The organism is Sedimentitalea sp. XS_ASV28 (assembly GCF_041224545.1).
In the GTDB taxonomy this organism is placed as follows: Bacteria; Pseudomonadota; Alphaproteobacteria; order Rhodobacterales; family Rhodobacteraceae; genus Sedimentitalea.
The window spans coordinates 1-17,061 of record NZ_JBGFGP010000135.1; the positions used below are offsets into that span (position 1 = coordinate 1).

The window sequence follows — 17,061 nt, forward strand, 5'->3', positions numbered from 1 at the left end:
CGCCACTGCAAGCGCGCCGAGCGCTTGAGCAATTTGAGGGCTCCGCGCCCGGCGCGCTTGCCCAAACCGAAACCCATGATTATCAAGATCAAACCCGCAGACTCTCGTTATGAACGAGGGACCGAAGGGGGGCAGGTCACAGGCAGAAGACCCTGGCCGTTCAGGTCCCTTATCGCCGCGCAGATGGGCCGCTGAAGCTGCTCGTGGACCGCACCGGCATCCAGTTTCCCGGCGACGGCGAACGGCAAGCGCGCAAGCACGATGTGCAAGGCCGTCGCCAATGGCGCAAGGTTCATCTGGCCATGGATAGCCACCTCCGACATCCGCGACATCGAGTTCCCCCCCAGCCGGGAAGGCGACAGCCCCGTCCTGCACGACCTGCTGGGCCAGTTCCCGGCAGAAGAGAAAATTGGCACCGTCACCGCCGACGATGCCTATGACAGGCGTTGCTGCCACACCGCCATAATCGCGCGTGATGCTGTGCCGATCATCGCGATACGCATGAATGGGCCGCCTTGGAAAGAAAACTGCCCGGCTGCCAAGGTCCGCAATGAGACATTGTGCGCCGCCCGCCACTACGGCCGGGCGTTCTGGAAGCGCTGGACCGGATATCACGCCCGCAGCCGGATCGAGGCAAACCCTCTCATGATTTACAGGCAAACCACTGCCCGGCAGTGGATGCGCTGCCTGAAAGCCTTCGGTGAGCGCATCATGGCGAGAGACCCCGACCGCCATACCGCCGAAATCCACATCCGCATTGCCCTAATGAACCGCTTCAACGCCCCCGGCACTGCCGAGATTGTCCGTATGGCATGACGTCAGTGGGGCAGGGGGAAATCAAGCCTCAAGCCGGAGTTCTGCAACAATGCCTACTCACGATGCCAAGTTAGCGTCGAAGAACATGCACTCGTCGCTAAGCCCGCCACAGAGGGTGTCGCCAAAAGACCGCAGTATCCTATCCTCCGGTTTTTACCGCGTCCGCTGGCGTCGCGATGAAATGGCTGCAGCGCAAACTTTTGCTTGCCTTCTTATGATCGACCCCCTATTGAGCGGCATCCTGCATGAACCTGCCGTTGGCGGGGGATTCGCATGTCTATCATTCATCCACCAGGTCAAAGGTGACCCTGCAGGGGGCCTTCTGGTGTTTTGAGAAAAGGAAAAGGCGATGAACGCCCAGGAACTTCGTGACAAGACTCCGGACCAGCTCCGCGAGGAACTGGCCAACCTGAAGAAAGAGAGCTTCAACCTGCGCTTTCAACAGGCGACCGGCCAGCTGGAAAACACAGCCGGCATCAAGGCCGCGCGCCGCAATGCGGCCCGTGTCAAGACCATTCTGAACGAAAAGGCCGCTGCTGCGGCATCCGAGGAGTAATCAGATGCCCAAGCGTATCCTGCAAGGCACCGTGACCAGCGACGCCAACGAACAGACCGTGACCGTTTCCGTGGAACGCCGTTTCACGCATCCGGTTCTGAAGAAGACCATCCGTAAGTCCAAGAAATACCGGGCTCACGATGAGAAGAACACGTTCAAGGTGGGCGACACCGTTCGCATCATCGAATGTGCACCCAAGTCGAAGACCAAACGCTGGGAGGTTCTGGAGGCATAAGCCTTCCGGACCGTCCGGTACAATCGAAACCCTGGGGCAGAACATCAGTCCCCAAAGGTCGGGAGAAACCACATGATCCAGATGCAGACCAATCTGGATGTTGCTGACAACAGCGGCGCACGCCGTGTTCAGTGCATCAAGGTCCTGGGTGGTTCCAAGCGTAAATACGCATCCGTCGGCGACATCATTGTCGTCTCGGTCAAGGAAGCCATCCCGCGCGGCCGCGTGAAAAAAGGAGACGTCCGCAAGGCCGTCGTCGTGCGCACCGCCAAGGAAGTCCGTCGCGAAGACGGCACCGCGATCCGCTTCGATCGCAACGCAGCCGTCATCCTGAACAACAACAACGAGCCGGTCGGAACACGTATCTTTGGCCCGGTCGTTCGCGAATTGCGCGGCAAGAACTTCATGAAAATCATTTCGCTCGCTCCGGAGGTGCTGTAACCATGGCTGCCAAACTCCGCAAAGGCGACAAGGTCGTCGTGTTGGCCGGCAAGGACAAGGGCAAGGAAGGCACCATTTCTTCCGTTGACCCGAAAGCCGGCAAGGCCGTTGTCGAGGGCGTGAACATCGCCATCCGTGCCACCCGTCAGAGCCAGCAGAGCCAGGGCGGCCGTATCCCCAAGGCGATGCCGATCCAGCTCAGCAATCTTGCGCTGATCGACGCCAATGGCAAACCCACCCGCGTGGGTTTCAAAATGGACGGCGACAAGAAAGTGCGCTTTGCCAAAACCACGGGGGACGTGATCGATGCTTGATTCCGCAAACTACACCCCGCGTCTCAAGGCCGAATACGCAGACCGCATCCGTGCGGCGCTGAAAGAGGAATTCGGCTACAAGAACGACATGCAGATCCCGCGACTGGACAAGATCGTCCTGAACATCGGCTGTGGTGCAGAAGCTGTCCGTGACAGCAAGAAGGCAAAATCGGCGCAGGAAGACCTGACCGCGATTGCCGGCCAGAAGGCCCTGACAACGCGTGCAAAGAAATCGATCGCCGGTTTCCGCGTGCGTGAAGACATGCCTCTGGGTGCCAAGGTGACCCTGCGCGGCGAGCGGATGTACGAATTCCTCGATCGCCTGATCACCATCGCCATGCCCCGTATCCGCGACTTCCGCGGCGTGTCGGGCAAATCGTTCGATGGCCGTGGCAACTATGCCATGGGCCTGAAGGAACACATCGTGTTCCCCGAGATCGATTTCGACAAGGTCGACGAAACCTGGGGGATGGACATCATAATCGCCACCACAGCGAAGACCGACGCTGAAGCCAAGGCGCTGTTGAAGCATTTCAACATGCCCTTCAATTCATAAGCGCGGGAAGGATTAGACATGGCTAAAAAAGCAATGATCGAGCGCGAGAAGAAGCGTGAACGCCTGGTGGAGAAATACGCCGCCAAACGTGCCGCTCTCAAAGAGATCGCGAATGACGAGAGCAAGCCGATGGAAGAGCGTTTCAAGGCGCGTCTCAAGCTTGCAAAACTGCCGCGCAACAGTTCGGCGACGCGTCTGCACAACCGGTGCCAACTGACCGGTCGTCCGCATGCGTATTATCGCAAACTGAAAATTTCGCGGATCGCGCTGCGGGATCTCGGCTCTGCCGGTCAGATCCCCGGCATGGTGAAATCGAGCTGGTAAGGGAGAGACTGTTATGAACGATCCTATCGCAGACATGCTCACCCGGATCCGCAACTCGTCGCTGCGCGGCAAGTCCACCGTCATGACCCCGGCCTCCAAGCTGCGGGCGTGGGTTCTGGATGTGCTGGCCGACGAAGGCTACATCCGCGGCTACGAGAAAGTCACCGGTGCCGACGGCCACCCGGCCATCGAGATCAGCCTGAAGTACTATGAAGGCGAGCCTGTCATTCGTGAGCTCAAGCGGGTCTCCAAGCCCGGTCGCCGCGTTTACATGGGCGTCAAGGACATTCCGCAGGTCCGTCAGGGGCTGGGTGTGTCGATCGTCTCGACGCCCAAGGGCGTGATGTCGGACGCAAGCGCGCGCGCAGCCAATGTTGGCGGCGAAGTGCTGTGCACCGTATTCTAAGGAGGTCTCTCGATGTCTCGTATTGGTAAGAAACCGGTCGAGCTGCCCAGCGGCGTTACCGCCACTGTGTCGGGTCAGACCATCGAAGTGAAAGGCCCCAAGGGCGCCCGCAGCTTCAGCGCCACGGACGACGTGACCCTCGCGGTCGAGGACAATGTCGTTACCATCACGCCGCGCGGCAGCTCCAAGCGGGCCCGCCAGCAGTGGGGCATGTCCCGCACCATGGTCGCCAATCTGGTGACCGGCGTTACCCAGGGGTTCAAGAAAGAGCTTGAAATCCAGGGTGTCGGTTATCGTGCGCAAATGCAGGGCAACACGCTCAAGCTGAACCTCGGCCTGTCGCATGACGTCGATTACGTTGCACCGGAAGGTGTCACCGTGACCGCGCCCAAGCAGACCGAGATCGTTGTGGAAGGCATTGACGAACAGCTTGTTGGTCAGGTTGCCGCGAACATCCGCTCCTGGCGCAAGCCCGAGCCCTACAAGGGCAAGGGAATCCGCTACAAGGGCGAGTTCATCTTCCGCAAAGAAGGCAAGAAGAAGTAAGGACCCAGGATATGGCAAACAGCAAAAGAACCCTGTTTCTGAAGCGCCGCCTGCGCGTTCGGAACAAGCTGCGCAAGGTCAACGCCGGGCGCCTGCGTCTGTCGGTGCACCGCAGCAACAAGAACATCAGCGTCCAGCTGATCGACGATGTGAATGGCGTCACCCTGGCGTCCGCGTCGTCGCTCGAAAAAGACCTGGGCGTTGTCGGCAAGAACAACGTCGAAGCCGCTGCCAAGGTGGGGTCGGCCATCGCCGAACGCGCCAAGAAGGCCGGTGTTGAAGAAGCCTATTTCGACCGTGGTGGTTTCCTTTTCCACGGCAAGGTCAAGGCTCTCGCCGATGCCGCCCGCGAGGGTGGCCTGAAAATCTAGGACCTGCAGGCGGCCTTCCGGGGCCGCCTCGATGATCCGGGGGCATGATGATGCCCACCAGGATTGAGACAATGGTGCCGAGCACCGCAAGACAGGAGGCCAGCATGGCCAGAGAACCCAATCAACGGGGCGGTCGCCGCAATCAGCGCGATGAAGCTCCGGAATTCGCAGATCGCCTGGTCGCGATCAACCGCGTATCCAAAACCGTCAAGGGTGGTAAGCGCTTCGGCTTTGCCGCGCTGGTCGTTGTCGGCGATCAGAAAGGTCGCGTCGGCTTTGGCAAGGGCAAGGCGAAAGAGGTCCCCGAGGCCATTCGTAAGGCCACGGAACAGGCCAAGCGTCAGATGATCCGCGTTCAACTGCGCGAAGGCCGTACCCTGCACCACGACATGGAAGGCCGGCATGGCGCAGGTCGCGTTGTCATGCGCACCGCGCCGGAAGGTACCGGTATCATCGCCGGTGGTCCGATGCGTGCGGTATTCGAGATGCTGGGCGTCAAGGACGTCGTGTCCAAGTCGATCGGCAGCCAGAACCCCTACAACATGATCCGGGCCACCATCGACGGTCTGCGCAAGGAATCCAGCCCGCGTGCTGTTGCGCAACGTCGCGGCAAGAAAGTGTCCGACATCCTGCCTAAGCGTGACGAAGCGCCTGTGGCGGAAGCCGCAGAAGCGTAAGGAGACGGGAACATGGCAAAAACCATCGTCGTCAAGCAGATCGGCAGCCCGATCCGCCGCCCGGCCAAACAGCGCGCGACGCTGATCGGCCTGGGACTGAACAAGATGCACAAGACCCGCGAACTGGAAGATACGCCCAGCGTGCGTGGAATGATCAACAGCATTCCGCACATGGTCGAGATCGTCGAAGAGCGCGATTAAGTCGCCTTTGAAGCGAAAACAAAAAACCGCTCCGGAGTGATCCGGGGCGGTTTTCTCATGTGTCGGCCACGGTTTTCTGGCGGGCTCAGGCCGTGGCACCCACCATGCCGACGATGTCATAGGTCTTGCGCAGGATCGGGGCGGTAATCTCGCGGGCGCGGGTGGCTCCACGCGTCAGAATACGGTCGATTTCGGCCGGATCATCCATCAGGCGCGCCATCTCGGTGGTGATTGGCGACATGCGTTCGACAGCGATGTCGGCCAGCGCCGGCTTGAACTGCCCAAACTGCTTGCCTGCAAATTCGTCGATAACCTGCTGCTGTGTGCGGTCGGTGAGCGCGGCGTAGATGTTCACGAGGTTGCGCGCTTCTGGCCGGTCATCCAGCCCGTCGATCGAATCGGGCAGCGGCTCCGCGTCGGTCTTGGCCTTGCGGATTTTCCTGGCGATGGTGTCCGCATCGTCGGTCAGGTTGATCCGGCTCATGTCCGAAGGATCGGATTTGCTCATCTTCTTGGAGCCGTCACGCAGGCTCATCACGCGGGTCGCGGTGCCTTCGATGACCGGTTCGGTGATCGGGAAGAAATCGACACCGTAATCGTGGTTGAACTTGGTCGCGATGTCGCGTGTCAACTCGAGGTGCTGTTTCTGATCCTCGCCCACGGGGACGTGGGTGGCATGATAAACCAGAATATCGGCGGCCATCAGCGACGGATAGGCATAGAGCCCAAGGCTCGCCTTTTCCGCGTTCTTGCCGGCCTTGTCCTTGAACTGCGTCATGCGGTTCATCCAGCCGATGCGGGCGACACAGTTGAAAATCCAGGCCAGTTGCGCGTGTTCGGGCACCTGGCTCTGGTTGATCAGGATGGATTTCTCGGGATCGATGCCGCTGGCGATGAACCCGGCGCAAAGCTCGCGGGTGCTGTGGCGCAGGTCCTTGGGATCCTGCCAGACGGTGATCGCGTGCAGATCGACCATGCAATAGATCGACTCGACCCCCTGGTTCTGCGCATCGGCAAAGCGTTTCAGCGCGCCGAGATAATTGCCGAGATGCAGGTCTCCGGACGGCTGGATCCCCGAAAAGACGCGGGGCTGGAAACTGGTATCGGTCATCTGGAGCAACTCCCGTCTGGCAAATCTGGTCGGCCTCGCTTACCCATGAGGCGGGGTATCGTCAACAGGCGCAACGAACAGGCATCGAGGAGTCCGGGCAGATGAATGAACAGGGCAGTGTTCCCGCAGTGAATCCGATGCCGCCGGTGGTGGTGGCAATGTTCTTTTTCATCATGGGGATCGAACTGGTGTTCCAGCTGGGCACGCGCGGAATCATCGGCGGCCCCACTGCCGTTGGCTGGCGGCTGGATGCGATGCAGACCTATGCGTTTTCTGCGGCGGTGTTCGACTGGATGATGGCGAACCATCGCTGGCCGGTCGAGCATCTGATACGCTTTGTAAGCTATCCGTTCGTTCATGCGTCTTTCACGCATGCGCTGTTTGTCGGTGTCTTCCTGCTGGCGATGGGCAAGATGGTGGCCGAGGTGTTCGGAAGCATTGCGTTCCTCGTGATCTTCGTGCTCTCCGGTATCGGTGGGGCTTTGGCCTATGCGCTGATGCTGAACGATCCCGCGCCTCTGATCGGTGGCTTCCCGCCGGTCTATGGGCTGATCGGAGCCTTTACCTATATGCTCTGGATGTCGCTGTCGCGGGTTGGTGCGAACCAGACGCGGGCCTTTACACTGATCAGCTTTCTGATGGGCATACAGCTGGTGTTCGGTCTGATCTTTGGCGGAAGTCCCGATTGGGTCGCCGATCTTGCCGGTTTCACGACCGGGTTTTGCCTCTCCACGGTGCTGGCGCCTGGCGGTCTCGCCCGTTTGCGGCGGCTGGTACAACGCAAATAGGCGCAGCAGTCCCGCGCGGATCAGCGGCGCCGCAGCGCGCCGCGAAACTCGGCGAGCCGAAAGGCGCCGATGAGCTGGCCCACGCCGAAATATGTCACGATGCCCGCAACGATCAGACTTGCGAGCGCCAGATAACGCAATCCCGCCGTATCAAGCGCGTCGGACAAGAGCGCGGCAACCACGACCAGCACCAGGCCCATTACCGCGGCGGCCGCGCAGATGCGCCAGAGACGGCGGTAGAACCGGTCGTCAAATCGCGCGACCTCGCCCATCGCGCGGGTGCCGAGCGCCAGTTGCAACGTCATTGTCCACGCGGCAACCGTGGTGCCGATCGCGGCGCCGATATAGCCCAGAAGATAGGCCATCGCGACGGCGACAACGACATTGACGATCATTGATATTACCGCAAAGCGAAACGGGGTTCGGGTGTCTTCTCGGGCAAAGTAAAGCGGTTGCAGGACCTTTTGCAGAACGAATGCCGGGAGTCCCAACCCATAGACCGCAACCGCAAGCGCGGTGGCGCCGGCATCGGCCGCGTCAAAGGCCCCGCGCTGAAACAGAACCGAAATCATCGGGTAGGGGATCACCACAAGGGCTACTGCCGACGGGATGGTAAGCGCCAGCGAGACCTCGCCCGCACGGCTGAGCGCGTTGCGCGCGCCGGTATCGTCGCGGGCGGCAAGACGGCGCGACAGGTCGGGCAGCAGCACGACGCCCACCGCAATCCCGACCACACCCAGCGGCAGCTGATAAAGACGGTCCGCATAGCTGAGCCACGCAATTGCCCCCTCGTAAAAGCTGGCGACCTGGCGGCCCACAAGCAGATTGATCTGAACGACCCCTCCGGCCAGCATCGCGGGCAGCGCAATGATGGCCAATCGCTTGATATCCGGTGTCAGGCGGGGCCGCTGCGGCGTGATGCGAAAACCGGCGCGTCTGGCCGCGACCCAGAGCAAGGCCAGTTGTGCGATACCGGCCACCAAAACGCCCCAGACAAGGAAAGTACCGTGGCGCATTCCTGGCTGCTGCATGGTGCCGTCGCCGCCGCCAGAGATGAAAAGATCGGTTTCGGCGAGGAGCAGGGCCAGGATCAGGATGACGTTCAGCAGAACCGGGGCGGCTGCGGCCGCGGCAAACCGTCCGGTGGCGTTCAGGATGCCGGAGAGCAGCGCCGCCAGCGAAATGAACAGGATATAGGGAAAGGCGATCCGCCCGAACAGCACCGCGAGATCGAACCGCTCATCCCCGGCAAAGCCGCTGGCCATGGCGAGCACCAGCCACGGCATGCATACCTGCGCCAGAAGCGTGAATACGATCAGCAGCGAGCCGAGTGCCGCAAAGGCATCATTGGCAAAGCGTTGCGCATCTCCGCCGATTTCCAGCTTCTTCGAGAATAACGGAATGAAAGCGGTATTGAACGCGCCCTCTGCGAAAAAGCGTCGAAACATGTTCGGCAGGCTGAACGCCACGAGAAACGCTTCGGCCACGGGCCCGGTGCCCAGCCAGCCGGCGATGAGAATGTCGCGCACGAAACCGAGGACCCGGCTGAGCAGGGTCCAGACTCCGACCGTCAGAAAGCCCGACATCAGGCGAATGGGTTTCAAGAAAAGGTCCTTTCACGCGCGAGGACGGGGTGTGCCGGTCATGGCGAACGGCGCGTCGCAGCGCCAGATTTCACGTTTCCGCCCGATCCGTTCCATCGGCAATCGCCTTGCGCAGCTTGGCTTCGAGCGAACGTTGCTTGGTTTCCGAATAGTATTTCAGCCCGAACATGTCCTTGACGTAAAAGGAGTCGACCACCTGCTCGCCATAGGTCGCGATCACTGCGTTGGCGATGTAGATATTGGCGTTGGCAAGGGTCCGTGTCAGATCATAGAGCAGGCCGGGCCGGTCGCGGGTGTCGACTTCGATGATCGTGTATATATCCGAACCTTCGTTGTCGAAGCTGATATGTGTCGGCACGTTGAATGCCTTTTCACGCTTCTTGATCTTGTCGCGGCTCTTGAAGGCGTCGCTGGCGATCACCTCTCCCTTCAGGGTCTTGTGGATCATCTTGGTCAGCCGGGGCAGGCGCTCGGCCTCGTAGGGGTGCCCGTCGCTGTCCTGTATCCAGAAGGCATCGGTCACGTAACCGTCCTTGGTGGTATAGCTGCGCGCGTCCACCACATTGGCCCCGACAAGCGCCAGCGCCCCGGCCAGCCGGGCGAAGATGCCCGGATGATCCGCCATCACGAAACAGGCGCGCGTGGCATCGCGATCGGGATCGGGATAGAGGTGGATCATGATCCCGCTGGGGTCACCCGAATCCTCGAGCGCGCGCAGCATCCGGGCGAAATCTACATGCGCGGTCACGTGCAAACCCTGCCAATACGGCGGGTAGTGACGCTTGGTTTCGGTGGCGAGTGCGGATTTGGGCCAGTCCGACAGCGCCGCACGCAGCGCTTTCTTGGCGCTGGCGCCGCGGTTCTCGCGGTTGAGGTCTTCCATGCCGGTTTCCAGCGCCCGCCGGGTCTGACGATAGAGGGCGCGGATCAGCGCGGCCTTCCAGTTGTTCCAGACATCCGGACCGACGCCGCGAATGTCGCAGACGGTCAGTACCGTGAGCAGGTCGAGCCGCTTGACGGTCTGCACCGCCTTGGCAAAATCACGAACGGTGCGGGGGTCTGCAATGTCGCGCTTTTGCGCCATATCGGACATCAGCAGGTGATAGCGGACAAGCCATTCCACCGTTTCCGAATCCGCCTTGTTCAGCCCGAGCCGTGGCGCCACCTTGCGAGCGATCTGCGCCCCGAGAATCGAATGATCTTCCGGACGGCCCTTGCCGATGTCGTGCAGCAGCAGGGCGACATAGAGAACCTTGCGGTTGACACCCTCCTTGAGGATCGACGACGCCACGGGCAGAGATTCGATCAACTCGCCCCGTTCAATCTGGGTCAGGTTGGCAATGCACTGGATGGTGTGCTCGTCCACCGTATAGCTGTGATACATGTTGAACTGCATCATCGCGACGATCGGTTCGAATTCGGGCACAAATGCCGACAGGACCCCCAGTTCGTTCATGCGACGCAGCGCGCGTTCCGGATTGCCATGCTTGAGCATCAGGTCGAGAAAGATGCGCCGGGCCTCACGGTTGTGACGCATGTCATTATCGATCAGCTTGAGATTCGACGCGATCAGCCGCATTGCATCGGGATGGATGAGCATTCCTGTGCGCAGCGCCTCTTCGAAGATGCGCAACATGTTCAGGTTGTCCTTGAGGAACGCGTCAGGGTCCGCGATCGCGAGTCGGTTCTTGACGACCTCGTAGCCCGGTTTGATCTTGGGTCTGCGGCGGAAGATGCGTTCGAGCAGAGGTTCGGACTTGGCGTTGATGTCTTCCAGTTTGCTCAGGAAGATGCGCGTCAGGTCGCCGACCGCCGTGGCGTGGCGAAAATAGTTCTGCATGAAGATTTCGACGCCGCGTCGTCCGGCCAGGTCCTTGTAGCCCATGGCCTCGGCGACCGCGACCTGCATGTCGAATGTCAGCTTTTCGGTCGGCCGGCCCGCGATCAGGTGCAGGTGCGCGCGCACGGCCCAGAGAAAATCCTCGGCCTTTTCGAACGTCGCGAATTCATCGGCCTGAAAGACACCCAGCGGAACGAGCTCGGCTGCGTCCTGAACACCGTGGATGTATTTTGCAATCCAGAACAGCGATTGCAGATCGCGCAGGCCACCCTTGCCTTCCTTGACGTTGGGCTCGACCATGTAGCGCTCGCCCTGTTTCAGATGGCGCGCTTCGCGTTCGTTCAGCTTGGCCTCGACGAAATCCAGCCCGTTGCCGGTAAAAAGCTCGGTATCCAGCCGCGTATCCAGCTTTTTCGCAAGCGGTGCGTGCCCGGCGATGAAGCGATGCTCCAGCAACGCTGTGCGGATGGTGAAATCCTCCTGTCCTAACCGGATGCAATCCTTGATGGTGCGGCTGGCATGTCCGACCTTGAGACGAATGTCCCAGAGAATATAGAGCATCGACTCGATGACGCTCTCGGCCCAGGGAGTGATCTTGTAGGGCGTCAGGAACATCAGGTCGACATCCGAGAACGGCGCCATTTCACCGCGGCCATACCCCCCGACCGCGATCACCGCGATACGTTCACCGGCTGTCGGGTTGGGTCGGGGATGCAGATGGGTATGGGCGACCATCAATGCGGTCATGACCAGCCCATCGGTCAGATAGGTATAGGAGCGGGTCAGTTCACGCGCGGCAAAGGGTTTCTCGGCAAAAGCCGCAGCGATGGCGGCCCGACCGCTTTCCTGCGCTTTCCGCAAAATCCTGACGGTATCCGACCGCAGGGCCGCATTGTCTGCCGCATCCTGCGCGGCGGCGACAATCTCGTCCTGCACCGAAACAGCATCGAAAATCGCGGTTTCATCGCAGATCAGCGGGCCGGGCGCGACCGGATGGTAGCGGCCCGGCGCGGCGGGATCAGAATCCGGCGCCGGAGAAGCTTGTTGGTGCAGGGTCAATCACAACCACCTGTTTGTTCTGAATTGTCGCCACCGCGAGTCCACGCTCGTTGGTGCCATCGGGCCGCAGGCGGAAGATGCCGCCGACCCCCTGAAAACCGGCCCCCTGGGTCAGGGCCCCACCGGTCAGCGCGTCGGCCTTGCCGGCACCGACCAGCGCGCCGATAGCCGCGATACCGTCATAGGCCAGACCGCCGATCGGGTGCGGGCTGCCGCCATAGGCGGCGGCATAGCGTGCGTTGAATTGCTGCGACTTGCCCGGATCGGGAAGCGCGAACCAGCCACCCTGAACCCCGGGCAGCGCCAGCGTCGGCGCGGGAATATCCCAACGGGTCAGGCCGACAAATTGGGTGGTGGCAGGCGAAACGCCGGCTTCGGGCAGCAACTGGCTCAGGAGCGGCAGCGCGCCCGCAGTTGTTGCCGCCAGAAACAGCGAGTCGGCGCCGGTGCTGTCAACCATGGATTTGATCTGCGGCACGGTCGCGATGACCGATTGCTGCGACAGGTCGTAGGGAACTGTCCCGGCGAGTCGCGCACCGCTGCCCCTGATGGCCTGCTGAATGGCGTCACGGCCCAGTTGTCCGGCAATATCGGTGCCATGAACGACAACAAAATTCCCCTTGCCACGGCTGGCGGAATAGCGCGCCAGACGGTTGGCCGTGTTGTAGAATGTCGGTCCGAGAATGAATACGTTGCCGCCCGCGATGGTCGGGTTGTTCGAGAAAGACAGGACGTTGATATTGCGCCCGCGCACCGCGAGCCCGACCGCGTTCGTCGATTCCGAATAGACCGGGCCGAGGATGATCCGCGCGCCGTCATTCACGGCCTGCGTTGCCTGTGCGGCCGCCGTGGCCGCGTTGCCGCCGGTATCGTACACCCGCAGGTCGATCTGCACGCCGTTCAGGTCGGCCATCGCGAGACGTGCCGAATTTTCGAGGCTGCGTGACAGAACCGCGTCGCCCGATTGCGGCGAACTGCGCGGCAGAAGCAGCGCCACCGGAACCGGTTTGTCGGTGTTGATGGTCGGCCCGCCTCCGGGTACTGCGTCACAGGCGGACAGCGCTGCGAGCGACAGCAGGGCCAGACAAAAGAACGCCACCTTGCGGGGCACGGCGAAAACGGCAAACATGGTTCGGCAACTCCCTCATGCGGCGGCCTTGCTGCGCCGCTCTAGCAAGTACGGGATAATAGACGTCAGCGGGAGAGGGTCCAGCGTTGAATCATCAAAAGGTCCGATTGCCGCCGGGGCTGTATTTCGTCGCAACGCCCATCGGAACGGCGCGCGACATCACACTGCGCGCCCTGGATGTGCTGGCCTCGGCCGACGTGATCGCCGCCGAGGACACACGCAGCCTGCGTCACCTGATGGAGATCCACGCCGTGCCGCTCGATGGGCGGCGGGTGCTCGCCTATCACGACCACAGCGGCGAGGACGCGCGCAGGAAGTTGCTTGATGCGCTGGCCGATGGGCGTTCCGTTGCCTATGCCTCGGAAGCGGGCATGCCACTGATCTCGGACCCGGGTTACGATCTGAGCCGTGCCGCACATGAGGCGGGGCATCTCGTCACCGTGGCGCCGGGTGCATCGGCGGTCCTGACCGCCTTGACGCTTGCGGGTCTGCCGACCGACGCGTTTTTCTTTGCCGGATTTCTGCCGAACGCTTCCGGGGCGCGCCGTGCGCGACTGGAAGAACTGCGGTCGGTGCCCGGCACGCTGGTTTTCTACGAATCGCCCAAACGTGTCGCGGCGAGTCTCGCAGATATGGCTGAGACGCTTGGTGCGGAGCGCCCCGCCGCGATCTGCCGGGAACTGACCAAGAGATTCGAGGAGGTGCGCAGGGGCGGCTTGCAGGAACTGGCCGACAGCGTGGCGAATGACAGGATCAAGGGTGAGATCGTGCTGGTGATCGACCGCGCCCGTTCAGAGGCGGTTAACGATTCAGACCTAGAAGGAGATCTGCGGGCGGCGTTGAAGGAACATTCGGTCAAGGATGCGGCCGATCTCGTATCGCAAAGTCACGGCGTTCCGCGCAGACGGGTTTACCAACTGGCGTTGACCCTTACAAAAACCTGAGCAGGGGTGGCATGATGGACGCGGAAGTCAGAGGCCGGATCGCGCATCATGCGGGCGACGCCGCCGAGCAACAGGTCGCGCGATACTACCGGCAGCAGGGCTATGACATTCTTGCGCGCCGATGGCGGGGTGCCTCGGGCGAGATCGACCTGATTCTGCGCGATACCGCCACCGTGGTCTTTGTCGAGGTCAAGAAAGGGCCAAGCATCGCCCGCGCCGCCGAACGGATCAACGTCCGCCAGATGCAGAGAATCATGATGTCGGCCCAGGAGTTTCTGGCGGATCAGCCATCCGGCGCGCTGACCGATATGCGGTTCGACGCCGCGCTGGTTGATGCGCAGGGCGCGTTCGAGATCGTCGAAAACGCATTCGGCGGTGATTGATCGGCATTGAACCCGTGGCCCCGCTGCGCCATGTATCAGGCGCAAGACAGAGGAACGCGCCATGAAGATTGCCTTTCAGATGGACCCGATCGGGAACGTCGACATCAACGCCGACAGCAGTTTTCGTCTGGCAGAAGAAGCTCAGGCGCGGGGGCATGATCTGTTCTATTACAGCCCGGATCGGCTGGCCTATCAGCAGGGCCGCATCACCGCACGCGGACAGGACATGCGTGTTCAACGGGTCGCCGGGCAGCCCGCGATCCTGGGTGATCTGCGCGATGTGGACCTGGCGGATTTCGACGTTGTCTGGCTGCGGCAGGACCCGCCGTTCGACATGCATTACATCACGTCGACCCATCTGCTTGACCGGCTCAGGGGCAAGGCGCTGGTGGTGAACGATCCGTTCTGGGTACGCAACTACCCGGAAAAGCTGCTGGTCCTCGATTTCCCTGACTTGACGCCGCCGACGACGATTGCCCGGGATCTGGACACGATCAAGGCCTTCAAGGCCGAGCACAGGGACATCATTCTCAAGCCGCTCTATGGCAATGGCGGTGCCGGGGTTTTCCGGCTCGACGAGAATGACCGGAATCTGACCTCGCTCTACGAATTGTTCACCGGATTTTCCCGCGAACCGCTGATCGTGCAGAAATTCCTGCCCGACGTGCGCAACGGGGACAAGCGGGTCATTCTTGTCGATGGCGAACCTGTCGGGGCGATCAACCGGGTGCCGGCCGAGGGCGAAACCCGTTCGAACATGCATGTGGGCGGCCGGCCGGAGCAGATTGGCCTGAGTGCGCGTGACAGGGAAATCTGTGCCGCGATCGGCCCGTTGCTGCGTGAAAAGGGTCAGATATTCGTGGGGATCGACGTGATCGGCGATTATCTCACGGAAATCAATGTGACCTCTCCCACCGGTATCCAGGAACTCGAACGCTTTGACGGGGTCAATATCGCCGAAAAGATCTGGTTGGCCATCGAAGGCAAACTCGGCTGACGTTCAGGCGGCGGCACCGGTGATGCGAAAGCTCAGCGCTTCGGCCACATGCGGTTTGCGGACGGTATCGCTGTTGTCGAGATCGGCTATGGTGCGCGAAACACGCAGGACGCGGTGATAGCCCCGCGCCGATAGGCCGAACCGTTCCGCTGCACGCGCGAGGATCGTGCGGCCGTCCTCGTCCGGGGTTGCGATTTCCTCGAGCTGAGCGCCCTCGACATCGGCATTCTGCCGGGGGCCCGTTGCATCGCCATAGCGTTCGGCCTGAACCTGACGCGCCGCCGCGACGCGACGGGCCACGTCTTGCGAACTGTCGCCGGATGCGGGAAGGTCGAGATCGGTAAAGGCCACCGGCGGCACTTCGAGCCGCAGGTCGAACCGGTCCATCAATGGTCCGGAGATACGCCCCATGTAGTCTTCGCCACAGGCCGGCACACGCGCGCAGGCGCGCGACGGATCCGTCAGATAGCCGCATTTGCAGGGATTGGCCGCCGCGACGAGCATGAATTTGCAGGGATATTTCACATGCGCGTTGGCGCGCGCGATCATCACCTCGCCGGTTTCGAGAGGTTGCCGCAGCGTTTCCAGCACGGCGCGGGCGAATTCGGGAAACTCGTCCATGAACAAGACGCCGTTATGGGCAAGGCTGATTTCGCCGGGGCGGGCATTGCGACCGCCACCGACAATCGCTGCCATCGAGGCGGTGTGATGCGGTTCGCGAAATGGCCGCGCGCGATTGATGCCGCCTTCGTCGAGCAGGCCGCAAAGCGACTGGATCATCGACGTGTCCAGCGCCTCGGCGGCTGTCAATGGCGGCAGGATGCCGGGAATGCGCGCGGCAAGCATGGATTTTCCCGATCCGGGCGTGCCGACCAGCATCAGATGATGCCGTCCGGCTGCGGCGATTTCCAGGGCGCGTTTGGCGCGTTCCTGACCTTTGACATCGCGCAGGTCACGGTCGGGCGCCGGTGCCGTCACTTCGCCGGGTTCCGCAGGGAGAATCGGGGACTGGCCGGTGAAATGCCGGACAGCGTCACCCAGGCTCGCGGCACCGATCACCTGTGTCGCGCCGACCCAGGCGGCCTCGGCTCCCGATGCTTGCGGGCACAGCAGCCCCCGCTCTTCCTGCGCTGCGGCCATTGCGGCGGGCAAGGCGCCGACGACGGGCACCAGCGAACCGTCCAGCGATAACTCCCCGAGGGCAACCATGCCTTCGATCACGTCCGGGGGAACGATCTCCAGCGCCGCCAGCAGCGAGAGCGCGATGGGCAAGTCGAAATGACTGCCCTCTTTGGGCAGGTCGGCCGGTGACAGGTTGATGGTGATGCGTTTTGACGGCAGCGCGATGGCCATAGATGCCAGCGCCGAGCGGACGCGGTCCCGTGCTTCGGACACGGCCTTGTCGGGCAGGCCGACGATCGAGAATGCCGGCAAGCCCGGGCTGACCGCGCATTGCACTTCGACCAGACGGGCATCGATCCCCTGAAAAGCAACGGTATAGGCGCGCGAGACCATCCAACCCCCGATCCATATGCGATCTGTTAACCGCTATCCGGATCATGGTTTAGGAATGGTTAACTCGAGGTCGTTCGGACCTGCGTCGTTGCAATGGCTTGTCTTGGAGAGAGTGAGAGGCTGGACATCGACCCAAGCGGGACTCGTTGTGGCTGCTTCCTTCCGGACCTGACCAGGTTGGCGAGGCGCTCGCCCGCGCCAACCTCTCGACTCCGGATATAAGCGCGTGCAGAGCGATTTGCAACCGA

The 17,061-nt window shown here is 61.7% G+C and carries 20 protein-coding genes, 1 other RNA gene and 1 pseudogene; 16 read left to right on the top strand and 6 right to left on the bottom strand.

Going from position 1 to position 17,061, the window contains the following annotated elements:
- Positions 1-140 precede the first annotated feature (140 nt).
- From AB9K34_RS12295 to rpmD, 12 genes and pseudogenes are all read left to right on the top strand, one after another.
- A pseudogene (locus tag AB9K34_RS12295) lies at positions 141-816 on the top strand (IS5 family transposase); the annotation flags it as partial.
- Between the two features lie 349 nt (positions 817-1,165).
- The gene (rpmC, locus tag AB9K34_RS12300; RefSeq protein ID WP_010437082.1) at positions 1,166-1,372 is read left to right on the top strand and encodes a 50S ribosomal protein L29; all 207 of its coding nucleotides are present in this window, start codon (positions 1,166-1,168) and stop codon (positions 1,370-1,372) included.
- Positions 1,373-1,376: 4 nt separating this feature from the next.
- Complete coding sequence (rpsQ, locus tag AB9K34_RS12305) at positions 1,377-1,607, top strand: 30S ribosomal protein S17 (protein ID WP_369954726.1); 231 nt, start codon at positions 1,377-1,379, stop codon at positions 1,605-1,607.
- Positions 1,608-1,679: 72 nt separating this feature from the next.
- Positions 1,680-2,048 (top strand): 50S ribosomal protein L14, encoded by a 369-nt coding sequence (rplN, locus tag AB9K34_RS12310; RefSeq protein ID WP_008757934.1) that lies wholly within the window; start codon positions 1,680-1,682, stop codon positions 2,046-2,048.
- A 2-nt stretch (positions 2,049-2,050) separates the two neighbouring features.
- Positions 2,051-2,362, top strand: a complete 312-nt coding sequence (rplX, locus tag AB9K34_RS12315) for a 50S ribosomal protein L24 (protein ID WP_369954727.1) — start codon at positions 2,051-2,053, stop codon at positions 2,360-2,362.
- Entirely contained in the window at positions 2,355-2,918 is a 564-nt protein-coding gene (rplE, locus tag AB9K34_RS12320) for a 50S ribosomal protein L5 (RefSeq protein WP_369954728.1), read from the top strand. The genes rplX and rplE overlap by 8 nt, the downstream gene beginning before the upstream one ends.
- 18 nt (positions 2,919-2,936) lie before the next feature.
- The gene (rpsN, locus tag AB9K34_RS12325; RefSeq protein ID WP_369954729.1) at positions 2,937-3,242 is read left to right on the top strand and encodes a 30S ribosomal protein S14; all 306 of its coding nucleotides are present in this window, start codon (positions 2,937-2,939) and stop codon (positions 3,240-3,242) included.
- Between the two features lie 13 nt (positions 3,243-3,255).
- The gene (gene rpsH / locus AB9K34_RS12330) at positions 3,256-3,648 is read left to right on the top strand and encodes a 30S ribosomal protein S8 (RefSeq protein ID WP_369954730.1); all 393 of its coding nucleotides are present in this window, start codon (positions 3,256-3,258) and stop codon (positions 3,646-3,648) included.
- 12 nt (positions 3,649-3,660) lie between these two features.
- On the top strand, positions 3,661-4,194 hold the full coding sequence (gene rplF / locus AB9K34_RS12335) for a 50S ribosomal protein L6 (RefSeq protein WP_369954731.1): 534 nt from the start codon (positions 3,661-3,663) through the stop codon (positions 4,192-4,194).
- Between the two features lie 11 nt (positions 4,195-4,205).
- Positions 4,206-4,565, top strand: coding sequence for a 50S ribosomal protein L18 (gene rplR, locus AB9K34_RS12340; protein WP_369954732.1), 360 nt, complete (start codon positions 4,206-4,208; stop codon positions 4,563-4,565).
- A gap of 104 nt (positions 4,566-4,669) precedes the next feature.
- The gene (gene rpsE, locus AB9K34_RS12345) at positions 4,670-5,242 is read left to right on the top strand and encodes a 30S ribosomal protein S5 (protein WP_369954733.1); all 573 of its coding nucleotides are present in this window, start codon (positions 4,670-4,672) and stop codon (positions 5,240-5,242) included.
- Positions 5,243-5,254: 12 nt separating this feature from the next.
- On the top strand, positions 5,255-5,443 hold the full coding sequence (gene rpmD, locus AB9K34_RS12350; protein ID WP_299829231.1) for a 50S ribosomal protein L30: 189 nt from the start codon (positions 5,255-5,257) through the stop codon (positions 5,441-5,443).
- An 85-nt stretch (positions 5,444-5,528) separates the two neighbouring features.
- On the opposite strand, the gene trpS is transcribed toward rpmD, so the two are convergent.
- Positions 5,529-6,554, bottom strand: a complete 1,026-nt coding sequence (trpS, locus tag AB9K34_RS12355) for a tryptophan--tRNA ligase (protein ID WP_369954735.1) — start codon at positions 6,552-6,554, stop codon at positions 5,529-5,531.
- A 101-nt stretch (positions 6,555-6,655) separates the two neighbouring features.
- Here trpS and AB9K34_RS12360 point away from each other — a divergent pair, with 101 nt between their 5' ends.
- Positions 6,656-7,342, top strand: a complete 687-nt coding sequence (locus AB9K34_RS12360) for a rhomboid family intramembrane serine protease (RefSeq protein WP_369954736.1) — start codon at positions 6,656-6,658, stop codon at positions 7,340-7,342.
- Between the two features lie 20 nt (positions 7,343-7,362).
- On the opposite strand, the gene murJ is transcribed toward AB9K34_RS12360, so the two are convergent.
- The 3 genes from murJ to AB9K34_RS12375 form a co-directional block, all read right to left on the bottom strand.
- Positions 7,363-8,946 (bottom strand): murein biosynthesis integral membrane protein MurJ, encoded by a 1,584-nt coding sequence (gene murJ / locus AB9K34_RS12365; protein WP_369954737.1) that lies wholly within the window; start codon positions 8,944-8,946, stop codon positions 7,363-7,365.
- Between the two features lie 70 nt (positions 8,947-9,016).
- Positions 9,017-11,845 (bottom strand): [protein-PII] uridylyltransferase, encoded by a 2,829-nt coding sequence (locus AB9K34_RS12370; RefSeq protein ID WP_369954738.1) that lies wholly within the window; start codon positions 11,843-11,845, stop codon positions 9,017-9,019.
- Positions 11,805-12,974 (bottom strand): penicillin-binding protein activator, encoded by a 1,170-nt coding sequence (locus AB9K34_RS12375; protein WP_369954739.1) that lies wholly within the window; start codon positions 12,972-12,974, stop codon positions 11,805-11,807. The genes AB9K34_RS12370 and AB9K34_RS12375 overlap by 41 nt, the downstream gene beginning before the upstream one ends.
- A gap of 86 nt (positions 12,975-13,060) precedes the next feature.
- Between AB9K34_RS12375 and rsmI the strand changes: the two genes are divergently transcribed.
- From rsmI to gshB, 3 genes are all read left to right on the top strand, one after another.
- The gene (rsmI, locus tag AB9K34_RS12380; RefSeq protein ID WP_369954740.1) at positions 13,061-13,918 is read left to right on the top strand and encodes a 16S rRNA (cytidine(1402)-2'-O)-methyltransferase; all 858 of its coding nucleotides are present in this window, start codon (positions 13,061-13,063) and stop codon (positions 13,916-13,918) included.
- Between the two features lie 11 nt (positions 13,919-13,929).
- A complete protein-coding gene (locus AB9K34_RS12385) occupies positions 13,930-14,301 on the top strand; it encodes a YraN family protein (protein ID WP_369954741.1) in 372 nt (123 codons plus the stop codon).
- Between the two features lie 61 nt (positions 14,302-14,362).
- A complete protein-coding gene (gene gshB, locus AB9K34_RS12390) occupies positions 14,363-15,298 on the top strand; it encodes a glutathione synthase (protein WP_369954742.1) in 936 nt (311 codons plus the stop codon).
- A gap of 3 nt (positions 15,299-15,301) precedes the next feature.
- On the opposite strand, the gene AB9K34_RS12395 is transcribed toward gshB, so the two are convergent.
- On the bottom strand, positions 15,302-16,813 hold the full coding sequence (locus AB9K34_RS12395) for a YifB family Mg chelatase-like AAA ATPase (RefSeq protein ID WP_369954743.1): 1,512 nt from the start codon (positions 16,811-16,813) through the stop codon (positions 15,302-15,304).
- A gap of 110 nt (positions 16,814-16,923) precedes the next feature.
- An RNA gene (gene ffs, locus AB9K34_RS12400) (signal recognition particle sRNA small type) lies at positions 16,924-17,022 on the bottom strand.
- Between the last annotated feature and the right edge of the window lie 39 nt (positions 17,023-17,061).